The organism is Flavobacterium sp. UBA7680, from assembly GCF_002482975.1.
Classification (GTDB): Bacteria; Bacteroidota; Bacteroidia; order Flavobacteriales; family Flavobacteriaceae; genus Flavobacterium.
The window spans coordinates 1-19,958 of the sequence record NZ_DLHA01000003.1 but is presented as its reverse complement, the minus strand read 5'-3'; the positions used below and the strand labels follow the sequence as shown (position 1 = coordinate 19,958).

General features: G+C 32.0%; 22 protein-coding genes. 13 read left to right on the top strand and 9 right to left on the bottom strand.

Annotated elements, in window-relative coordinates:
* Window positions 1-11: 11 nt before the first annotated feature.
* The 13 genes from B3C18_RS00475 to B3C18_RS00415 all read left to right on the top strand — a co-directional run bounded on the left by B3C18_RS00475 (window position 12) and on the right by B3C18_RS00415 (window position 12,583).
* Entirely contained in the window at window positions 12-1,100 is a 1,089-nt protein-coding gene (locus tag B3C18_RS00475; RefSeq protein ID WP_291140703.1) for an LptF/LptG family permease, read from the top strand.
* Complete coding sequence (locus B3C18_RS00470) at window positions 1,087-1,974, top strand: DMT family transporter (protein WP_291140700.1); 888 nt, start codon at window positions 1,087-1,089, stop codon at window positions 1,972-1,974. The genes B3C18_RS00475 and B3C18_RS00470 overlap by 14 nt, the downstream gene beginning before the upstream one ends.
* Before the next feature lie 112 nt (window positions 1,975-2,086).
* Window positions 2,087-3,040 (top strand): acetyl-CoA carboxylase carboxyltransferase subunit alpha, encoded by a 954-nt coding sequence (locus B3C18_RS00465; RefSeq protein ID WP_291140697.1) that lies wholly within the window; start codon window positions 2,087-2,089, stop codon window positions 3,038-3,040.
* Window positions 3,041-3,180: 140 nt separating this feature from the next.
* A complete protein-coding gene (gene dnaB / locus B3C18_RS00460; RefSeq protein ID WP_291140694.1) occupies window positions 3,181-4,725 on the top strand; it encodes a replicative DNA helicase in 1,545 nt (514 codons plus the stop codon).
* Window positions 4,726-4,912: 187 nt separating this feature from the next.
* Window positions 4,913-5,266, top strand: a complete 354-nt coding sequence (locus tag B3C18_RS00455) for a hypothetical protein (RefSeq protein WP_291140691.1) — start codon at window positions 4,913-4,915, stop codon at window positions 5,264-5,266.
* Window positions 5,267-5,284: 18 nt separating this feature from the next.
* Window positions 5,285-5,920 carry a hypothetical protein gene (locus B3C18_RS00450; protein ID WP_291140688.1) on the top strand — a complete coding sequence of 212 codons (636 nt, stop codon included), beginning with the start codon at window positions 5,285-5,287 and terminating at the stop codon, window positions 5,918-5,920.
* Window positions 5,921-5,951: 31 nt separating this feature from the next.
* Entirely contained in the window at window positions 5,952-6,710 is a 759-nt protein-coding gene (locus B3C18_RS00445) for a hypothetical protein (RefSeq protein ID WP_291140685.1), read from the top strand.
* Window positions 6,711-6,797: 87 nt separating this feature from the next.
* Window positions 6,798-7,550 carry a hypothetical protein gene (locus B3C18_RS00440; RefSeq protein WP_291140682.1) on the top strand — a complete coding sequence of 251 codons (753 nt, stop codon included), beginning with the start codon at window positions 6,798-6,800 and terminating at the stop codon, window positions 7,548-7,550.
* A 76-nt stretch (window positions 7,551-7,626) separates the two neighbouring features.
* Entirely contained in the window at window positions 7,627-8,373 is a 747-nt protein-coding gene (locus B3C18_RS00435) for a hypothetical protein (RefSeq protein WP_291140679.1), read from the top strand.
* Between the two features lie 129 nt (window positions 8,374-8,502).
* A complete protein-coding gene (locus B3C18_RS00430; RefSeq protein WP_291140676.1) occupies window positions 8,503-9,255 on the top strand; it encodes a hypothetical protein in 753 nt (250 codons plus the stop codon).
* A gap of 158 nt (window positions 9,256-9,413) precedes the next feature.
* Window positions 9,414-10,202 carry a sensor histidine kinase gene (locus B3C18_RS00425; RefSeq protein ID WP_291140673.1) on the top strand — a complete coding sequence of 263 codons (789 nt, stop codon included), beginning with the start codon at window positions 9,414-9,416 and terminating at the stop codon, window positions 10,200-10,202.
* 111 nt (window positions 10,203-10,313) lie between these two features.
* On the top strand, window positions 10,314-10,979 hold the full coding sequence (locus B3C18_RS00420) for a response regulator transcription factor (RefSeq protein WP_053474266.1): 666 nt from the start codon (window positions 10,314-10,316) through the stop codon (window positions 10,977-10,979).
* 344 nt (window positions 10,980-11,323) lie between these two features.
* Window positions 11,324-12,583 (top strand): asparagine synthetase B, encoded by a 1,260-nt coding sequence (locus tag B3C18_RS00415; RefSeq protein ID WP_291140668.1) that lies wholly within the window; start codon window positions 11,324-11,326, stop codon window positions 12,581-12,583.
* A 1-nt stretch (window position 12,584) separates the two neighbouring features.
* Here B3C18_RS00415 and B3C18_RS00410 read toward each other — a convergent pair whose 3' ends face one another.
* The 9 genes from B3C18_RS00410 to thrS form a co-directional block, all read right to left on the bottom strand.
* Window positions 12,585-13,391 (bottom strand): endonuclease/exonuclease/phosphatase family protein, encoded by an 807-nt coding sequence (locus tag B3C18_RS00410; RefSeq protein WP_291140665.1) that lies wholly within the window; start codon window positions 13,389-13,391, stop codon window positions 12,585-12,587.
* 52 nt (window positions 13,392-13,443) lie between these two features.
* The gene (locus B3C18_RS00405) at window positions 13,444-13,674 is read right to left on the bottom strand and encodes a hypothetical protein (protein WP_291140662.1); all 231 of its coding nucleotides are present in this window, start codon (window positions 13,672-13,674) and stop codon (window positions 13,444-13,446) included.
* A 14-nt stretch (window positions 13,675-13,688) separates the two neighbouring features.
* Window positions 13,689-14,357, bottom strand: coding sequence for a response regulator (locus B3C18_RS00400; RefSeq protein ID WP_291140659.1), 669 nt, complete (start codon window positions 14,355-14,357; stop codon window positions 13,689-13,691).
* Window positions 14,358-14,786: 429 nt separating this feature from the next.
* Window positions 14,787-15,221, bottom strand: coding sequence for a carboxymuconolactone decarboxylase family protein (locus B3C18_RS00395; RefSeq protein ID WP_053474261.1), 435 nt, complete (start codon window positions 15,219-15,221; stop codon window positions 14,787-14,789).
* Window positions 15,222-15,300: 79 nt separating this feature from the next.
* Window positions 15,301-15,873 carry a Crp/Fnr family transcriptional regulator gene (locus B3C18_RS00390; RefSeq protein ID WP_291140654.1) on the bottom strand — a complete coding sequence of 191 codons (573 nt, stop codon included), beginning with the start codon at window positions 15,871-15,873 and terminating at the stop codon, window positions 15,301-15,303.
* 123 nt (window positions 15,874-15,996) lie between these two features.
* Complete coding sequence (gene rplT / locus B3C18_RS00385) at window positions 15,997-16,341, bottom strand: 50S ribosomal protein L20 (RefSeq protein ID WP_008464948.1); 345 nt, start codon at window positions 16,339-16,341, stop codon at window positions 15,997-15,999.
* Window positions 16,342-16,442: 101 nt separating this feature from the next.
* On the bottom strand, window positions 16,443-16,619 hold the full coding sequence (rpmI, locus tag B3C18_RS00380) for a 50S ribosomal protein L35 (protein WP_291140650.1): 177 nt from the start codon (window positions 16,617-16,619) through the stop codon (window positions 16,443-16,445).
* Window positions 16,620-16,724: 105 nt separating this feature from the next.
* Window positions 16,725-17,276, bottom strand: a complete 552-nt coding sequence (infC, locus tag B3C18_RS00375) for a translation initiation factor IF-3 (RefSeq protein ID WP_089054229.1) — start codon at window positions 17,274-17,276, stop codon at window positions 16,725-16,727.
* 22 nt (window positions 17,277-17,298) lie between these two features.
* Complete coding sequence (thrS, locus tag B3C18_RS00370; protein ID WP_291140647.1) at window positions 17,299-19,245, bottom strand: threonine--tRNA ligase; 1,947 nt, start codon at window positions 19,243-19,245, stop codon at window positions 17,299-17,301.
* Window positions 19,246-19,958 lie beyond the last annotated feature (713 nt).

The following is a 19,958-nucleotide window of genomic DNA, read 5'->3' as shown; positions in this document are numbered from 1 at the left end:
ACAAAAACTATATGCTGTCAATAATAGATAAATACATCTTAAAAAGATATCTCGGAACTTTTTCTGTGATGCTGCTTTTGTTTGCGCCAATCGGAATCGTAATTGACGTTTCTGAAAAAGTAAATAAGATGCTCGAAAACAAGATTCCGTTTATGGATATTGCGTTCTATTATTACAATTTTACAATCTATTTTATCAACTCTTTATTTCCGATATTTTTGTTTTTATCGGTAATATGGTTTACTTCAAAACTGGCTAATAATACAGAGATTATTGCGATTTTAAGTTCAGGAATTTCATTTACGCGTTTCCTGCGTCCTTATATTATAGGTGCAACAATTGTTTCGATTTTTGTTTTGCTGATGGGATTTTTTATTGTTCCTGCGGCAAGTGAGGGTTATAACAATTTTAGGTACACTTATTTGAAAGGAAACGGAAAGGAACTCATGCGGGGCGAAAACACTAATGTTTACAGACAAATTAATGATCATGATTTTATTTTTGTAAATAGTTTTAATGAAGAGTCTAAAACAGCATTTAATTTTACGTTAGAACATTTTGAAAAAGATAAACTAACCTATAAAATTACCGCAAGCCGTATTAAATGGGACCCGAAATTAAAGACTTATATTTTGTATGATTATACAAAAAGGACTCTTGCTGATTTGAATGATGTAATTGAAAGAGAACCTGAAAAAAAGGTAAAATTTAAGTTTGAACTTGCTGATTTAACGCCTGTTGTTTATATAGCAGAAACATTGACTTTAGGCAAATTGATTGATTTTATAGAAAAAGAAAGAAAAAGAGGTTCAGGAAATATCAATACCTATTTAGTAGTTCTTTATAAAAAATACAGCATACCCGTTTCTGCTTTTATCCTGACTATTATTGCAGTTTCAGTTTCTTCAATGAAACGACGTGGCGGTATGGGAATGAACCTGGCGATTGGAATTGCGATTGCGTTTTCATTTGTATTCTTTGATAAAATATTTGGTACTCTTGCCGAAAAATCTACTTTTTCACCTTTAATAGCTGTTTGGTTTCCAAATTTTGTTTTTGGAATTCTGGCAGTTTACTTATTACGTAATGCGAAACGATAATTTAAAAAGTTATTTAAACCTTCATTTAATTGTTTTTATCTGGGGATTTACGGCTATTCTTGGAGCTTTAATTACAATTGATGCCGAAAATTTAGTTTGGTTTAGAATGTTGATTGCCGGAATTTTTCTTGGCGGATTTATTCTTTATAAAAAGCAGTCTTTTGTTATATCGGCTAAATCTTTTGCTAAATTAATTTTCGTTGGATTATTAATTGCACTGCATTGGATTTTCTTTTTTAAAGCCATTCACGTATCAAATGTTTCTATAACATTGTCGATTTTTTCGCTTGGTGCTTTTTTTGCATCTTTATTAGAACCTCTTTTTTACGGAAGAAAGATTTTGTGGTACGAAGTTTTCTTTGGATTAATTATCATTGCCGGATTAGGATTGATATTACAAGTTGAAATTAAATATCTTACCGGAGTTTATTATGCCTTAATTTCGATAATTCTTGGGGTTTTATTTACCCTGATGAATGGGAAACTAATCTCAGATCACGAGCCTTCGGTTATTACATTTTATGAATTTGGTGCAGGGGTTTTCTTTATCTCGCTTTATTTTTTAGTGATAGGAAAATTCAATGCAGACTTTTTTGTAATGTCAATAAATAACTGGATTTTGCTGTTGATTTTGGCTTCTGTTTGTACGGCTTATGCCTTTACTGCTTCGGTAAAAGTAATGCAGCGCTTAACTCCTTATACGGTAATGTTAACCACTAATTTAGAGCCGGTTTACGGTATTCTTTTAGCTTATTTTATCTTGGGCGGAAAGGAAAAAATGAGTACCGAATTTTACATAGGGGCTGTAATAATTGTTATTACAGTTATCTTAAATGGTGTTTTTAAACATTATAAGAATAAAGAAAAAGTGTAGTATTTGCCTTATTTTTAAATTACATTTTTACATTTTAAACACGAAATAATCACACGAATAGTATAATATTTTTATATTTGCGGTTCGATTTAAAAACAAAATTCAAAAATCCATGGAATATTTAGATTTTGAGCTTCCAATAAAAGAACTTGAAGAACAGTTAGAAAAGTGTGTTATAATTGGAAAAGAATCTGACGTTGATGTTACGCCAACTTGTAAAGAAATCAACAAGAAATTAGTAGAGACTAAAAAAGAAATATACAAAAATCTTACGGCTTGGCAGCGTGTACAATTGTCAAGGCACCCAAATAGACCTTATACTTTAGACTATATCAGAGCAATTTGCGGTGATACTTTCTTAGAACTTCATGGAGACAGAGGTTTTAAAGATGATAAAGCAATGGTTGGTGGTCTTGGTAAAGTAAACGGACAATCGTTTATGATCGTTGGTCAGCAAAAAGGTTTTAATACAAAAACACGTCAATACCGTAATTTTGGTATGGCAAATCCAGAAGGATACCGTAAAGCTTTGCGTTTGATGAAAATGGCAGAGAAATTCGGAATCCCGGTTTTAACTTTAGTAGATACTCCGGGTGCATATCCAGGACTTGAAGCGGAAGAAAGAGGACAAGGAGAAGCTATTGCAAGAAACATTTTCGAAATGGTTCGTTTACAAGTACCAATCATTACTATTATTGTAGGTGAAGGTGCTTCTGGAGGAGCATTAGGAATAGGTGTTGGAGATAAAGTTTATATGTTAGAGAATACTTGGTATTCTGTAATTTCTCCAGAATCATGTTCTTCAATTTTATGGAAAAGCTGGGAGTACAAAGAACGTGCTGCAGATGCTTTAAAATTGACTTCGTCTGACATGAAAAAACAAAAATTAGTTGATGATGTAATTCCTGAACCACTTGGCGGAGCACACTACGACCGTGAAACTACTTTTAAAACAGTAGCAGAATACATTACCAAAGGATATAACGAATTGAAAGACTTATCAACAGCCGAGCTAATTGCCCAAAGAATGGGCAAATATAGCAATATGGGTGAGTATAAAGAGTAAATTCATATAATATGATTAAAAATCCGAAGCCCTGCGGTTTCGGATTTTTTTTTGGTTATCAACAAAAGCAAAATATTTATAAACATTTAATAGTTATAACTAGATAGCAGATTTTTTTTAAATTTTGCTACTTTCGCTATATGGAAAATTTCAAGAATGTAAATCCTGTAAAGGTAGATAAAACCACTATTATTAATCTCGAGAAAGGAAAATTGCCACCGCAAGCACTTGATCTGGAGGAAGCTGTATTGGGGGCAATGATGATTGATAAAAAGGGGGTTGACGATGTAATTGATATTTTGCAGCCCGATGCTTTTTACAAAGACGCACACAGACATATTTTTGAAGCGATTTTACAGCTTTTTACTGAAACTCAGCCAATCGATATCTTAACAGTTTCAACTCAGTTAAAGAAAAACGGAAAGTTGGATTTAGCGGGTGGAGATTTTTATTTGATTCAGCTTACTCAGAAAATTGCTTCTTCGGCGCATATCGAATTTCACTCGCGTATCATTCTTCAAAAATTTATTCAAAGAAGTTTGATTAGAATTTCTTCAGAAATTATTGAAGAATCGTATGATGAAAGTGCAGACGTTTTTGATTTATTGGATAAAGCGGAATCTAAATTATATGAAGTAACACAAGGAAATATAAAGCGTAGTTCTGAAACCGCACAAAGTTTAGTTTTACAAGCCAAAAAGAAAATCGAAGAAATTTCTAAAAAAGAAGGATTAAGTGGTGTAGAAACTGGTTTTCATAATCTGGATAAGCTAACGTCTGGATGGCAGCCGAGTGATTTAATTATTATCGCGGCCAGACCGGCGATGGGAAAGACGGCATTTGTACTTTCTATGGCCAGAAATATTGCTATCCAATATGGGCATGCAGTAGCTTTATTCTCTCTTGAGATGGCATCTGTTCAGTTAATTACAAGGCTTATTTCTTCTGAAACAGGATTGTCATCAGAAAAATTACGTACAGGTAAATTAGAGGCTCATGAATGGACAATGTTGAGTACTAAAGTGAAAGATTTAGAGAAAGCGCCTTTATTTATTGATGATACTCCCTCACTTTCTATTTTCGATTTAAGAGCAAAATGCCGTCGTTTAGCGTCGCAGCATGGTATTAAAATTATCATTATAGATTATTTGCAGTTGATGACTGCGGGAGGAAATAATAAAGGAGGAGGAAATCGTGAGCAGGAAATTTCTACAATTTCCCGAAACTTAAAAGCTTTGGCAAAAGAACTTAACGTTCCCGTTATTGCACTTTCTCAGCTGTCGCGTGCCGTTGAAACGCGTGGATCGAGTAAACGTCCGCTTCTTTCGGATCTTCGTGAATCTGGAGCAATTGAGCAGGATGCCGATATCGTTTCGTTTTTGTACCGACCAGAATATTACAAAATTGAAGAATGGGATGATGAAGAGGCTTCGCCAACTGCTGGTCAGGCTGAAATTATGATAGCCAAACACCGTAATGGTGGTATTGAAAACATCCGTTTGAAATTTTTAGGACACTTAGGGAAATTTGATAATCTTGATGAATTTTCGGGCAGCTATGATGATTTGCCGTCAAAAATGAATCATGATGATAATCCGTTTGTTACTCATAATCTGCCTTCAGCTAATGAAGCTTTTGGAAGCAATTTAAATGATGACGATGATGACAGTGATGTTCCATTTTAATTTAAATAAAAACCTAAATAAAAAAATCTTTATGAGCCCTCTGCTTGTAAAGATTTTTTTTTATTCTGCAATTAAGCACTCCTGTCTATAATTTCACAAAATAATATTTCTACATAAAAATTAATTCGGTAGCTTAGCAAAACCATAAACAATTTTAAAACTATTAACTAATTAAAATTCAAAAACTATGAGCGAAAAAAACTTTCCAGGGCCAATTCAAATCCCGTTGGCCACTGCTGAAGTATGGGAAAAAAGGTACGAGGATGATACCACGATCGAAACCCGAGAAAACAAAGTAAAATCTTTTTTAATACCTCGAGAAAGTTTAGAAAAAGTATTGGCACTGGATACAGATGCAGTTCGTGCTTATCTTGGTATTAATGACCAAAAAGAAAGAACCCTGCTTTTTGTTGGAGCCCAATATGACAAGGAAACAGGTAAATATGTAGATGTTTACGGAAAATCATCATCAGAACAAAACAAAGCAGAGGCTGCTGAAGATATTGTGTATGATGGAATACGTCCTAGCCCACCATATTAATAATGAAGTATATAAAAAATGAATGAATTATTAATATACTCAACCTATTTAGTTTTATTAATAAACCTGATAGTCTATTCATATAGCTTTTTCCGAAAGGGAAAAGCTAATGTTTTTTTTGTCTCCTATTTAGCTTTTTGTTTTGCTATGCAATTTAGTATGGAGCTATGGTATCAACTAGGTATGGCCAATTTAGTTTTTGTTAATATATTCTTTATAGGTCAAATGATAATACTTGGAATTTTCTATAATTCATTGACACAGGTAAAGAGCCAAAAAATATTCATAAAAATTAGTCTGGCTATAGCATTATTGGTTTTAGCGATACAATTTTGTATAGATTCAAGTGAGTTTTTAAAGTTTAATTTATTTGAAATTACTTTAACAAATCTGCTTATCGTAATTTATGCCTTGTTTCATTTTTATAATATGCTTACGGAAAGTAAAAAATATTATTATACTACAATAGGCCTAGTATTTTACTTATTAGCAAGTACCGTTTTATATTTAATTGGAAATTTTTCTGTAGGGCTTAGTGAAGATCTTAAATATCTAACCTGGATATTAAACACTTTTTTACTTTTAGTCAATCAGTTTTTTATTTTATACGATTGGAAAATCAATTTTTACAAAGAGATTACAACTAAAAACTAAAAATTAACTTAATCAAAAATCAAATTTAATTATGAAGAAAAGAAATTTTTGCATTGCTTTAATGACATTACTTGTCACGTTTTCATGCCAAAAAGATGCATCACAAGATGATGGTTCTTTAAATACATTTTCAAATAAAAAAGAAAATTGGTTAAAAGCTGATTTAAATACTCAATTTGCAAGTTCTCAAAAGCAGGTTACAGCGTATTTATTTCCAGCAGAAGAACTGGATAAATTGGTAAATACTCCTAAGGTAGAAGAAGTTCGCTTTGTTCTTGGATATGAAAGGAACACCATACAAATCGAAGCTGCTGGAGTTGATAAAAGCGGTAAAAAGTTAGGATTAGTTGAGTCAACAGTTTTGAAAGATATTAGTGTTCAAAATAACCTTGTTGAGCTTAAGAAGCTGACTGTAAACACTACAAAAAAAAGAAGCTTATTATTAAACGAACATATTTTGGTGCCTTCTTATGCTTTTGCATGGATAGACGCCTGGCAGGAAAAACTTAGTTCTGTTTCTGATTTAGATGAAGTGCTTTCATATGAAGGAACACGTTTTCGTTACTATAGTCTGGAGGCTGGTGTGGTAAAAGAAATGACATCTAAAAAAAGTGCAAATGTCGGTTTGTTTTTAGGACTTAACCCAAAAGGGAAAGTGACAACAATACTTATCAATCTGGATAAAAATAATGGAATTAAAAAAGCATCTCAAACTTCAAAAGATGATACCGATGATGTGTACGATGGTGCTCGTCCAGTTCCGCCTTACGGAGATCCTGAAACGCCATAATAGAATTTGTCTGTTTTTTTAGAGTTTAAATATTTTCTAATATAATACTAACAAAATTAATGCGTAAGCCAAAATCAACGATTAACTATGAAGAAAATAATTTCATTAGCTGTAGTAATGCTTCTTATGGTTGCATGTCAAAAAGATAATTCACAAGAAGAAGTAAATGCAATAAATAAAACACAAAAAGAAAATTGGTTAAAAGCCGATTTAAATACGGAGTTTGCAAGTTCTCAAAAGCAAGTTACAGCCTATTTATTTCCAACAGAAGAACTAGATAAATTAGTAAATACTCCTGATGTAGAAGAAGTTCGCTTTGTTCTGGGATATGCAGATAACACCATACAAATAGAAGTTACTGGAGTTGATAAAAATGGTAAAAAGTTAGGATCAGTTGAGTCAACAGTTTTAAAAGATATTAGTGTTCAAAATAACCTTGTTGAACTTAAAAAACTGACTGTAAACACTACAAAAAAAAGAAGTTTACTATTAAACGAACATATTTTGGTGCCTTTTTATGCTTTTGCATGGATAGATGCCTGGCAGGAAAAACTTAGTTCTGTTTCTGATTTAGATGAAGTACTTTCATACGAAGGCACACGTTTTCGTTACTATAGTCTGGAGGCTGGTGTGGTAAAAGAAATGACATCTAAAAAAAGTACAAATGTCGGTTTGTTTTTAGGGCTTAACCCAAAAGGGAAAGTGACAACAATACTTATCAATCTTGATAAAAATAATGGAATAAAGAAGGCATCCTTAACCTCAAAAAATGATGTTGATGATGTTTACGACGGTACTCGTCCAGTTCCTCCTTTTGGAGATCCTAAAGAACCACAATAAAATTCATTGATGTTTTAAAGTTAAAATGTTTTCTAAAATAAATTATTTAAAAATTAATACTAAACCAACATCAACTATGAAGAAAATAATTTTAGGAGCTGCAGTAATGTTTCTTATGGTTTCATGCCAAAAAGATAATTCGCAGGAAGAAGTAAATGCAATAAGTAAAACAGAAAAAGAAAATTGGTTAAAAGCCGATTTAAATACGGAGTTTGCAAGTTCTCAAAAACAGGTTACAGCCTATTTATTTCCAACACAAGAACTGGATAAATTAGTAAATACTCCTAATGTCGAAGAAGTTCGTTTTGTTTTGGGATATGCCGACAACACAATACAAATAGAAGTTGTTGGAATTGATGAAAGCGGAAAAAAGTTAGGAATAGTAAAATCAGTAGTTTTGAAAGACATTAGTGTACAAAATAACCTTGTTGAGCTTAAGAAGCTGACTGTAAATACTGCGAAAAAAAGAAGTTTATTATTAAATGAACATATTTTACTTCCTAATTATGCTTTTACATGGATAGACGCCTGGCAGGAAAAACTTAATACTGTTTCTGATTTAGATGAAGCACTTTCATACGAAGGTACACGTTTTCGTTACTATAGTCTGGAAGCTGCTGTAGTAAAGGAAATGACATCTAAAAAAAGTGCAAATGTCGGTCTGTTTTTAGGACTTAACCAAAAAGGAAAAGTAACAACAATACTTGTCAATCTGGATAAAAATAATGGGATTAAAAAAACATCCCTAACTTCAAAAGATACTGAAGACGTTTACGATGCGACAAGACCTTGTCCTCCAAACGGAGATCCTGATAAACCATAGTACTTATTTTTTAAATTTAATCTCTATTAGACACATTCTGATAGAGATTTTTTTATCTATTAAAGTAGGATCTTTTAGGAATTTAAAAATTAAAATATTTAGCTTATTTATTAACTGTAAACAAATAATATGAAAAAAGTAAATTTTTACATCGCTGTTATTGGCATATTCCTTATGTTTTCTTGTCAAAAAGGAACATCTCAGGATGAAATAAATACAACAACGGCATCACAAAAGAATAATTGGTTAAATGCTAATTTAGATGATAAATTTGCCAGTTCGCAAAAAGAAGTTAAAAGCTATTTATTTTCATCTCAAGATTTTTCTAAATTGACATCAACTCCAGATTTACACCATTTACGATTTGTTTTAGGATATGAAAATGGAGTTATAAAAATTGATGCAGCAGGAGTAAACTCTGCTGGAAAAGAAATCAACAGAATAAATTCAAAAGTATTATTTGCATCTTCAAATCAGGATAAGTTAACAGATCTTAATGAGGTAACAATTGATTTAACTAGTAAAAGAACAGCAGTATTAAATAAACATTTACTATCACCAAAAACAGCTTTTACCGGTATTGAAGCCTGGCAGAAAAAACTAGAAAAAGTACAGGATTTAAATGAAGTAACATCATACGATGGCTTAAGAATTCGAAGTTATGCTATGGAAACAGAGGTAATTACATCTATACTAAATAAAGCAGGGATTGAAAAAGTCGGATTGTTTCTAGGATTGAATAGTGAAGGAAAAATGACTACTATTTTAGTAGGTTTAGATAAAGATAATAATATTAAAAAAGCATCAGCAACATCAAAAATAGTAGATGGCGTTTATGATTTTAGTGAACCAAGCCCTCCATGTACAAGTGATGACGACTAAAAGATAATTTTTGTACAATTATAAAAAATCTCTATTGAGTATATACTTGATAGAGATTTTTTATTTAATAATTATTTTCAAGAAATAATCACATTCAAATTAAATAAGATATATTTGATTTCAACTTCAATAAGCATTTTTTGTAAACCTAATAAGATATGAATACCCATTCAATCCCTGAAAAAGAACTTGTTGCCATTATATTATATATCTCACTTTTCTTTATAATCGTTGCAGTTGTATTGATAATATTTTTCTATTTCTCCAGAAAAAAAATAATTCAAAAAGAATTGGAGAAAAAAGACTTGGTATTGCAATATCAAAAAGAACAGCTTCACGCCATTATAATTACACAAGAAGAAGAGCGTAAACGTATTGCGCAAGACTTGCACGATGATATAAGTTCAAAACTTAATATTGTTTCCTTAAATACGCATTTACTTTCTGCGCCTAATTTAACCGAAGCAGAAACCATTGAGATTACAGATAATATTATTAACCTGACAGCAAAGGCTTTGGAAAACTCCAGAAAAATTGCTCACAATTTATTGCCGCCAGTTTTTGAAAAATTTGGATTAAATGCCGGTGTTGAAGAATTATGCGAAGAATTTGAAAGCAGTAAATCAGTTAAAACGTATTATAAAAATGAAATTGACTTTGATGATAATATCGATCGTCATTTGCACATTTTTAGAATTTTGCAGGAATTAATGAATAATTCGCTCCGTCATGGTAAAGCAACAGAAATTTGGATTGCGTTTAAAGATAATAATGGAACAAATACTTGTTATTATGAAGATAACGGAATTGGTTTTGACAGCAAAAACAGCGAAAATCAAAAAGGACTTGGAATGAAAAATATTGACAGTAGAATTTCCTTTTTAAACGGAACTATAAAAATAGATTCAGAAATAAATAAAGGTATTGCTGTGATTTTTACCTTTTAATTTAAATTTTAGTAAATAATCGCCCTTTAGCATCAATAAAATAGGGTTCTGTAGCTATTATTAATTCATATTTTGTAATTTCGGGAAACCAAATGACCAAAAACAAACAAAATGAATGCCGTAATTAAAATCGCCTTAGTCGATGACGAAGTATTGTTTCGGAAAGGAATAGCTTTTTTATTGCAAAGAGAAGACAATATTGAAATTATTTTTGAAGCTTCCAACGGTGAAGAGCTGGTTAACAAATTACAGAATAATGATGTCAAGCCAGATATTATTATCATGGATTTGAAAATGCCGGTTTTAAATGGCGTCGAAGCAACAAAAATTATTCGAAAATCTTTTCCCGACATTAAAATTATAGCCCTGACCAGTTATGATTCAAAATCATTTATTGCAAATATGATTCAGGTTGGAGCAGTAGCATATCTCATTAAGAATACAACTCCAAAAGATCTAATCAAAACGATTAATGAAGTTAACAGAAAAGGTTTTTTTTACAATGAAAATGTATTAAAAACGATTCAGGAAACTATCGTATCTTCTAAAAACTCAAAAGGAAACCTTGAAACAAGTTTTCTTTCTCCACGCGAAATAGAAATTTTGCAGCTTATCTGCCAGCAAAAAACAACTACAGAGATAGCAGAACATCTTTTTTTAAGCCCGCGAACGGTAGAAGGACATCGTAATAATTTATTGCTAAAAACAGAATCACGAAATATTGCCGGTTTGGTTGTTTATGCTATTCAAAATGAAATTGCAGTTTTGACATTGTAATTTTAGCTTGTTAAAAATTGAATAGATAAAACATAATAAACGATTATTGTAAAAACGAGTACACAAATACCTATTTTTTGCATTATGCTAAATTCTTTTGGTTGATTATTTTGGTTGTAATTCATTGGTTTGATTTTTAATCGATTAATTTGGTCGATTTTAAGATTCCAAATTTAGGCAGAAAAAGTTGTCATAGTTTACGTATTTTTACCTGTTTTTTACAAAATTTCAATCTTTGAACTTTTTTGTATTCTTGTTAATTAACAGTTTTGTACTATTATAAAACTAGTCTTCTATTGTGATTTTATAAGCTTCCTTTATATCTTTACTTAAAATATTTTTTGATGAAAAAAAGTTTAGTTTATATTTTCATTTTATTGCTTTCCCTTACAGCAAAAGCTTCGTTTATTTTACTTCCGATGGATGAAACAACGCAGCAAAATCACTTAAAAGCTTACGGAATTACATATTGGTGTTTGAGCAGAGATTACAAAGCCAGTTGGTTACTTAATTATCGTGGAGGTTCATTTTTATTACCGGATGCTGATGAAATTCGTAAAGAATGTAAAATTCGAGGAGTTAGCTTTGAGATACTTTCTGATAGTGAAGAAGCCTCCATTTTAAATGATATTTCGAGTCCATCGCAAAATATGGAATCGGTTGTTCTTGAAAAAGCGCCAAAAATTGCCGTCTACACTCCAAAAGGAAAACAGCCTTGGGACGATGCAGTAACATTAGTATTGACTTATGCCGAAATTCCATTTACACCAATATATGATGAAGAAGTTTTAAGTGACCAATTATTACTGTATGATTGGCTGCACTTACATCATGAAGACTTTACCGGACAATATGGAAAATTTTATGCCGCTTATAAAAATACACCTTGGTATATTGAACAGAAAAAAGATGCTGAAGCTTTAGCTACTAAATTGGGTTATTCTAAAGTTTCTCAGGAAAAAGGTGCTGTAGCAAAAAAGATAAGAGATTTTGTTATTGGCGGCGGTTTTATGTTTGCCATGTGTTCAGCAACTGACAGTTTTGATATTGCACTTGCGGCAGATGGTGTTGATATTTGCGAAACCATGTTTGATGGGGATCCAAGTGAATCTAATTATCAGTCAAAATTAAATTATGCAAATTCTTTCGCGTTCAAAGACTTTATTTTAGAGCGAAGACCAGAAGTTTATGAGTTTTCAGATATTGATATGACTGGTAAAAGAAGAGTTCCAATGGAAAAAGATTACTTTACTTTAATGGAATTTTCTGCAAAATGGGATCCAATTCCAAGTATGCTATGCCAAAATCATACTCAATTAGTAAAAGGATTTATGGGACAGACAACTTCTTTTAATGAAACATTAGTAAAATCAAATGTATTAGTAATGGGAACTTGCGAACTAAATGGTGAAGCAAGATACATTCACGGAGAAAAAGGCAAAGGAATGTTTACCTTTTTTGGAGGCCACGATCCTGAAGATTTTCAACATCAGGTTGGAGATCCGCCAACTGTTTTAGATTTGCATCCTAATTCTCCGGGTTACCGCTTGATCTTAAATAACGTTTTATTCCCTGCAGCAAAAAAGAAAAAGCTCAAAACATAATTTAATTCAGCGAAAATTCAAGCCAAATAGGAATATGATCGGATATTTTTCGGGCATCCTGGAGCGTATTGAATTTTTTATAGAATAAAATTACACCAGAATCAATGTGATTTAATCTATTTGGATTATAAAAAGTATTGTCAAATTCAGAAGCAAGACAAACCTCTCCATTACATTTTTGTTTTAAAGTAGTTTTTTGCTTCTGCAGCATTGAAGTATATCCCATTTTCTTTAACGGATTAAAAACAGTATGGGATTCCGGACAATTAAAATCGCCAGTAAATACTAAATTAAGTTCGGGATATTGCTGAGGCAGAAATTTAAAATATTTAATTTCAGTTTCCGGCTGTTTGCTTTTTGTGATTGCATGAAAATTGACCAGAGTAAATATTTTTCTGTTTACCTCAAAAGTTGCAAAATAAGGTTCGCGATCAATTTCTAAATTGTACTTTTTTTCAAGCCATGGCTCTCCTTTTAATTTGGCTTTATTTGTTTTCCAAAGAAAAGCATAGCGCTCTTTTTTATAACTGCTTCCACTTGTAGGATCACTAACAATATAATCCCATTTTGCCCCTTTTTCATTTAGTAGTGTAGCAAGTTTCGCAACACTTTGCGAACCGCCATATCCGGCAACAACTTCCTGGACAGCAACAATGTCATAATCGCGTACCGTATTAGCTATAAAATTTAAGGTAGATTGTGATTTAGATTTTCCAAAGTTTTCCAAATTCCAGGAAATAATCTTAGTCTGCGCAAAAGATTGAAAAGAAATGAATAGTAAGAGAACGTAATTTATAAGAATTTTCATAAGGCTTTAAAAAATCAAATATAAGCATTTCGATATTTTAATATCAAAATCTTTACAGCTTTTTATACCTATTTTGTAAAGCTTTTCCAATAATTATTATTTGCAGCACAAGAAGCGCAGGAATAAAAATAATCTTCCAGTCTATTTCTAACCAGCCGGTTTTTTCAGAAACATAAGCAAAACATATGGACAAGAAAAGACAAAGCAGTATTGTTTTTAGGACAATTTTATTGCTGGCTGTGTTGATCTTCGATACCAGATTAAATTTATATTTAGGTTTCATAAGTTTAATAGAATTTAAATTAAGCCGAAATCTTTGGCTATAGCAATTAAGTGCACATTGTTATTAGCTTTAAAATATATCTTTAATTTATTAATTCGTTTCTCAATACTGCTGGTTCCGTTTGGAGTTATCGATTTAGCCTTAAATTCATTTGAAATACTCCCCAAAATATAACCTCTTGCCATAAGAGTTAAAATAGAAATATCATAAGATTCAATTTCAATTAAAGATTTGTCATTAAAACTAAAGCTTAAATCTGAAGAAAGTATTTTCTCTTCATTTTTAAAAGCCTTTTGCATAGCAATTTTTAACTCCTCAATACTGTTTCTCCCCTTAGAAACATAAGCAGTAATCTTTAATTCATTAAAAAGCTTTTTTATTCTATATGATTTATCTTCTGATGAAAATACAATCTTCTTTAATTGAGGCTGTATCTTATTTACAGAATTAATAAGCTCTTCACCATTCAAAATGTTAGTATTTCGATGGTCTATTTTAAAAGATAAATCGGTAATTAACAAATCATACGGTTCATTGTCAAGAAGGCTCTTTCTTATTTTTAATAAACCATCATCATAATATTTTACATGGTGAATTACAGGAATTTCTAATTCTTCAAGAACTTTTATAATCGTTGCACTAATACTGTCTATGTCCTCTGCAATTAAAACCTTTTTGAACATACAAATTTTATTTTATAGTAAATTGAAACCTATTGTTTTTTCAAAATTAATCCTCTTAGTTATTGTATTCGTACGGATTTCCGTATTTCACCATACTTATAAACAACTAATGAAAAATCCGATGAAGATCTATACTTGTTATATATTTTAGTTGTGAGTTTTTTAAATTAGAATATTGGTAATACTCCTTCTGGCATGCAAAAAAGACAAAAGAAACTGTCATAGAGTATGAATTTATTGTAGTGTATTTTGAAATCATAAATCAAAAATAGAAAACCTAAATTCCTATGAAAGAGTATAAATACCTGTTTTTGTAAAATGATTGAATTTTTATTTAACTGAGTCTCATTTACAGGTAAATACAAAGAAACCCTCTGGTGGGAGGGGTTAGAATTTTAAAAATGTTGTAAAATTTATCCTTATAAAGAATTACACAGCTCTTAATCCTGTTGTAATTGCCAATCTGTTCCAAGAGTTAATTGTAATGATTGCAAGGATAATTTCTGCTAAATATTTTTCATCAAATAAGTTTGCTGCATTTTGATAAACTTCGTCAGTAACATGATTGTTAATTAAAGTTACCTGCTCTGTTAAAGCTAAAATAGCTTTTTCTTCTTCAGTATAAACATCAGCTTCACGCCATGCACTTGTTAAGTATATTCTTTGTTCAGAAATACCATGTTTTCTTGCATCAGCAGTGTGCATGTTAATACAATATGCACAACCATTAATTTGAGAGGCGCGTATTTTAATTAATTCTTTATGGACTGGAGTTAATGAAGTAGTAGAAATATATTTTTCTAAGTTAATTAAAGCCTGATAAGCTTGTGGGGCAGCTTCTGGGATAAGAATTCTTGATTTCATTTTTAAGTGTTTTAAAAGTTCATTACAAAGGTCAGTAATGTATTCTTTTAAAAACTTGAACTACTTCAAGAAATTGAAATCATACTTTTCCAGCCCTGATTTTACTCATAAATTCTGCTGAAAAATCTAAATAGGAGGCAAGCATGTATTGCGGTACACGCTGCACAAACTCCGGATTTTGATTATTAAAATGATGATATCTTTCTTCGGCAGACATTGTAAATAAAAATTTAATACGCATTTGAGCCGCACCAAATGATTTTTGAGAAACAATTCTAAAGTATCTTTCCAACTTTGGAATTTCAATTAACAGAGACTCTAAAGTGCTTTTTTCAATTGCTATTAATTCACAGTTTTCAACTGTCTGAATATAGAAGTGAGATGGAGTAGTGTTGTGATAACTTAAATAATCAGTTATCCACCAATTTTCAACAGCAAACTGCAGAGTTTGCTCTGTACCTTTTGAATTGATGATGTATTGTCTGGTACAGCCTTTTAATACAAAATATAAAGTATTACAAACTTGTCCTTCCTGTAATAGATGTTCTTTCTTTTTTACTTTCGAAATAGTAAGACATTTTTCTAGTATATCAATTTCTGAAGGCTCTAGAGGTATAAATTTCTGTATATGATCAAATAGTGCCGTAAACATTTTATAATTGTTTTATGAGAGGATTAAAGGTAAAGCAGATTATTGTAAAAACAAAAAACCATCCGAATTAACGAATGGTTTCTTTATGATAAGTAAGTAATCTAAATTGAGTTTATAAAACGTTTATTTTACTTTATTAAGTATTGCTTTGAAAGCTTCTGGGTGGTTCATAGCTAAATCTGCAAGAACTTTACGGTTCAATTCGATTCCGTTAGCTTTAACTTTCCCCATGAATTGAGAATAAGACATTCCTTCTAATCTAGCTCCAGCGTTAATACGTTGAATCCATAATGAACGGAAATTTCTTTTATTCTGTTTTCTGTCACGGTAAGCGTAGCTCATTGCTTTCTCTACCGCGTTCTTAGCAACTGTCCAAACGTTTTTACGTCTACCAAAGAAACCTTTGGCTTGCTTCATTATTTTTTTTCTTCTTGCTCTTTTAGCAACTGAATTTACCGATCTTGGCATAATTTTAATGTGTTTTTGTAGCAGGCGTCCTGAATTGAATCAAAGGAACTTGAAAGCCATACTCCAAGGTTATATAAATAATTTTTTAACCTAAAGAATTATTAGATAATTCTTAATTGTTGTTTGATGCTTTTCATATCTGTTGAGTGAACTAGCGCTGAGTGTGTCAAAGCTAATTTACGTTTTTTAGATTTTTTAGTCAAGATGTGACTTTTAAAAGCATGCTTTCTTTTAATCTTTCCAGAACCAGTAACTTTNNNNGTTTTCATTTTAGGCATTTTTCCTAGTGTTTTAATTTATTCTTACTTACTTATATTGTTTGTTTCAGGTTTATAGTTTCAGGTTTCAAGTTTATAACTGAATACTGAAACTGTAAACTGAGACTATTTCTTCTTTTTCGGAGCAATGAACATAATCATTCTCTTCCCTTCAAGAACCGGCATAGCTTCAACCTTACCGTGCTCTTCTAAATCTGTTGCCAAACGTAAAAGTAAAATTTGTCCTTGATCTTTATAGATGATCGAACGTCCTTTAAAGAAAACAAATGCTTTTAATTTAGAACCCTCTTTTAAGAACTTCTCAGCATTTTTTCTTTTAAATTCATAATCATGCTCATCTGTTTGAGGACCAAAACGAATCTCTTTTACTACAACCTGCGATGATTTAGCTTTTAATGCCTTATCACGTTTCTTTTGTTCGTAAACAAATTTCTTGTAATCCATGATTTTACAAACCGGCGGCTCAGCATTTGGCGAAATTTCAACCAAGTCTAATTCAAACTGATCTGCTAGACGTAAAGCTTCTGCAAGCTTAAATACACCTGGTTCGATGTTCTCGCCTACTAACCTTACTTCCTGTACACCACGAATATTGTTATTTATTCTGTGTGCATCTTTTTTTTCTACTCGAGGTTGAAAACCTCTGTTACTTTTTATTGCTATGACTTTCTAATTTAAGTTAAACTGTAAATACTTTTAATGTCTTTTTTATTTCTTCGTTCACAATCGAAGCAAATTCTTCGATAGAAACTGTAATATTACCTTTTCCTTCTTGGCCGTGGCGACGAATAGAAATTGTACCGTTTTTCTCTTCCTCCTCACCAACGATAAGCATAAATGGAATTTTTTGCATTTCTGCATCTCTAATTTTCTTACCGATAGTTTCATTTCGGTTGTCAATTAGGGCGCGAATTTCGTGATTTTCTAGCAAATCTAAAACTTTTTTAGCATAATTTTCGTATTTCTCGCTCAAAGACAATATAATAGCTTGCTCAGGCATTAGCCAAAGTGGGAAATTTCCCGCAGTGTGCTCTAGTAAAATTGCTATAAAACGTTCCATAGATCCAAAAGGAGCTCTGTGAATCATAACCGGGCGATGTAATTCATTATCAGCACCTTTGTATGTCAAGTCAAAACGCTCAGGAAGGTTATAATCCACCTGAATTGTTCCTAACTGCCATTGTCTTCCCAAAGCATCCTTAACCATAAAGTCAAGCTTAGGTCCGTAAAATGCAGCTTCACCATATTCTACAACAGTATTCAAACCTTTGTCAGCCGCAGCATTGATAATTGCGTTTTCAGCCTTCTCCCAGTTTTCATCTGTACCAATATATTTCTCTCTGTTCTCCTGATCTCTCAATGAAATCTGAGCAGTAAAGTTTTCAAAACCTAACGAACCAAATACATATAATACCAAGTCAATTACTTTTTTGAACTCTTCATCCAATTGTTCCGGAGTACAAAAAATATGCGCATCATCCTGAGTAAAACCTCTAACACGAGTTAAACCATGTAATTCACCAGATTGCTCATATCTATATACAGTACCAAATTCAGCATAACGCTTAGGTAAATCTTTATACGACCAAGGTCTTACATTGTAAATCTCACAGTGGTGAGGACAGTTCATTGGTTTCAATAAAAACTCTTCACCTTCAGCGGGAGTATGTATCGGCTGAAAACTATCAGCACCATATTTTGCATAATGGCCAGAAGTTACATAAAGTTCTTTTTGTCCAATATGCGGACTCACAACTTGCTCGTAACCTGCTTTCTTTTGAGCTTTCTTTAAAAATTGCTCTAAACGCTCTCTAAGTGCAGCACCTTTCGGTAACCATAAAGGTAAACCTTGGCCTACTTTCTGAGAGAAAGCAAACAATTCAAGTTCCTTTCCTAATTTACGGTGATCACGACGTTTTGCTTCTTCAAGAAGTTCAAGATACTCAGTCAAATCTTTTTGTTTAGGGAAAGAAGTTCCGTAAACACGAGTTAACTGCTTGTTTTTTTCATCACCTCTCCAATAAGCACCAGCAACGCTCATGATTTTAAAAGCCTTGATGATTCCAGTATTCGGAATATGACCTCCACGACATAAATCAGTAAAAGTAGCGTGATCGCAAAAAGTAATAGTACCGTCTTCAAGATTAGAAATCAATTCAGTCTTGTAGACATTATCCTTGTACATTGCTAAAGCATCAGCTTTACTAACCGGACGCATTTTAAATTCGTGTTTCTCTCTTGAAATTTCAAGAACACGATCTTCGATCTTTTTAAAATCAGCTTCAACAATTTTTTGATCTTCAAAATCCACATCATAATAAAACCCATTAGCAATTGCAGGCCCAAGAGTTAATTTAATTCCAGGGTACAATTCCTCAAGAGCTTGCGCCATTACGTGTGAAGTCGAATGCCAGAAAGCTTTTTTACCTTCAGCATCATTCCAAGTATATAAAATAAGATTACCATCGGTCGTTAACGGAGTCTCGGTTTCAATAGTTGTACCATTAAAAGATGCAGAAATCACGTTTCGTGCAAAACCTTCGCTAATGTTTTTAGCGACCTCCATTGGAGTTACGCCTGAAGCGAACTCTCTAATTGACCCATCGGGTAAAGTAATCTTGATCATTGTTTATAATTTTGTGAATGCAAATATAAGTGATTACAAAAATACATACAATATATATATGTAGAAGATTGCTTTATTATGTAAGAAGCTAGGGATACTAATACTAAGAGTAGCTATTATTTCTATAATCCGCCAGGGTTTTAAAACCTGCGGGGTTTATTTGTATACATATATAAGTAGAAAACTCTACTATAATATATATAAGAGTAAAAGGCTATAAGGCTTGAATGAAACTGTTGTTAGGTTTTGAATGCTGATTGTCCGGCTGAGGGAAGTCGAAGCCTTTAAGTTTGGAATTTGTTTTGAAGGAGCTTAATCCCGCTATCCGTTCCAATCTTTTGTGCCGAACCCCGGCACAAAAGGATTTCCACTTCTATCGGGGCTAGGGCAAGAGTTTTCAGAAGAAAAAACATCCAAAAAGAGAAACTTAGCGCCTCTACGACTCTGCGAGATTAAAAACACACAGAAAAACCAGTCTTTGCGTCTTAGTGCCTTTGCGGCAAAACCAGCCAAAACAACTGTAAAACATAAAAACTCCTTAAAAACGGGATAGGGAAAAGGGCTTAAAATAAGGAAAAAGCAAAGGGCTGTAGAAAAACCTGACAATGTTTCAAAAAATAATGCATTGTAAAAGTTGTGTTATCAGAGAGTTAAGGAATAATTGAAAAAAAGATTAAAAATAGTTTGAGAAAAGGCTTGCGTAACTGGAATTG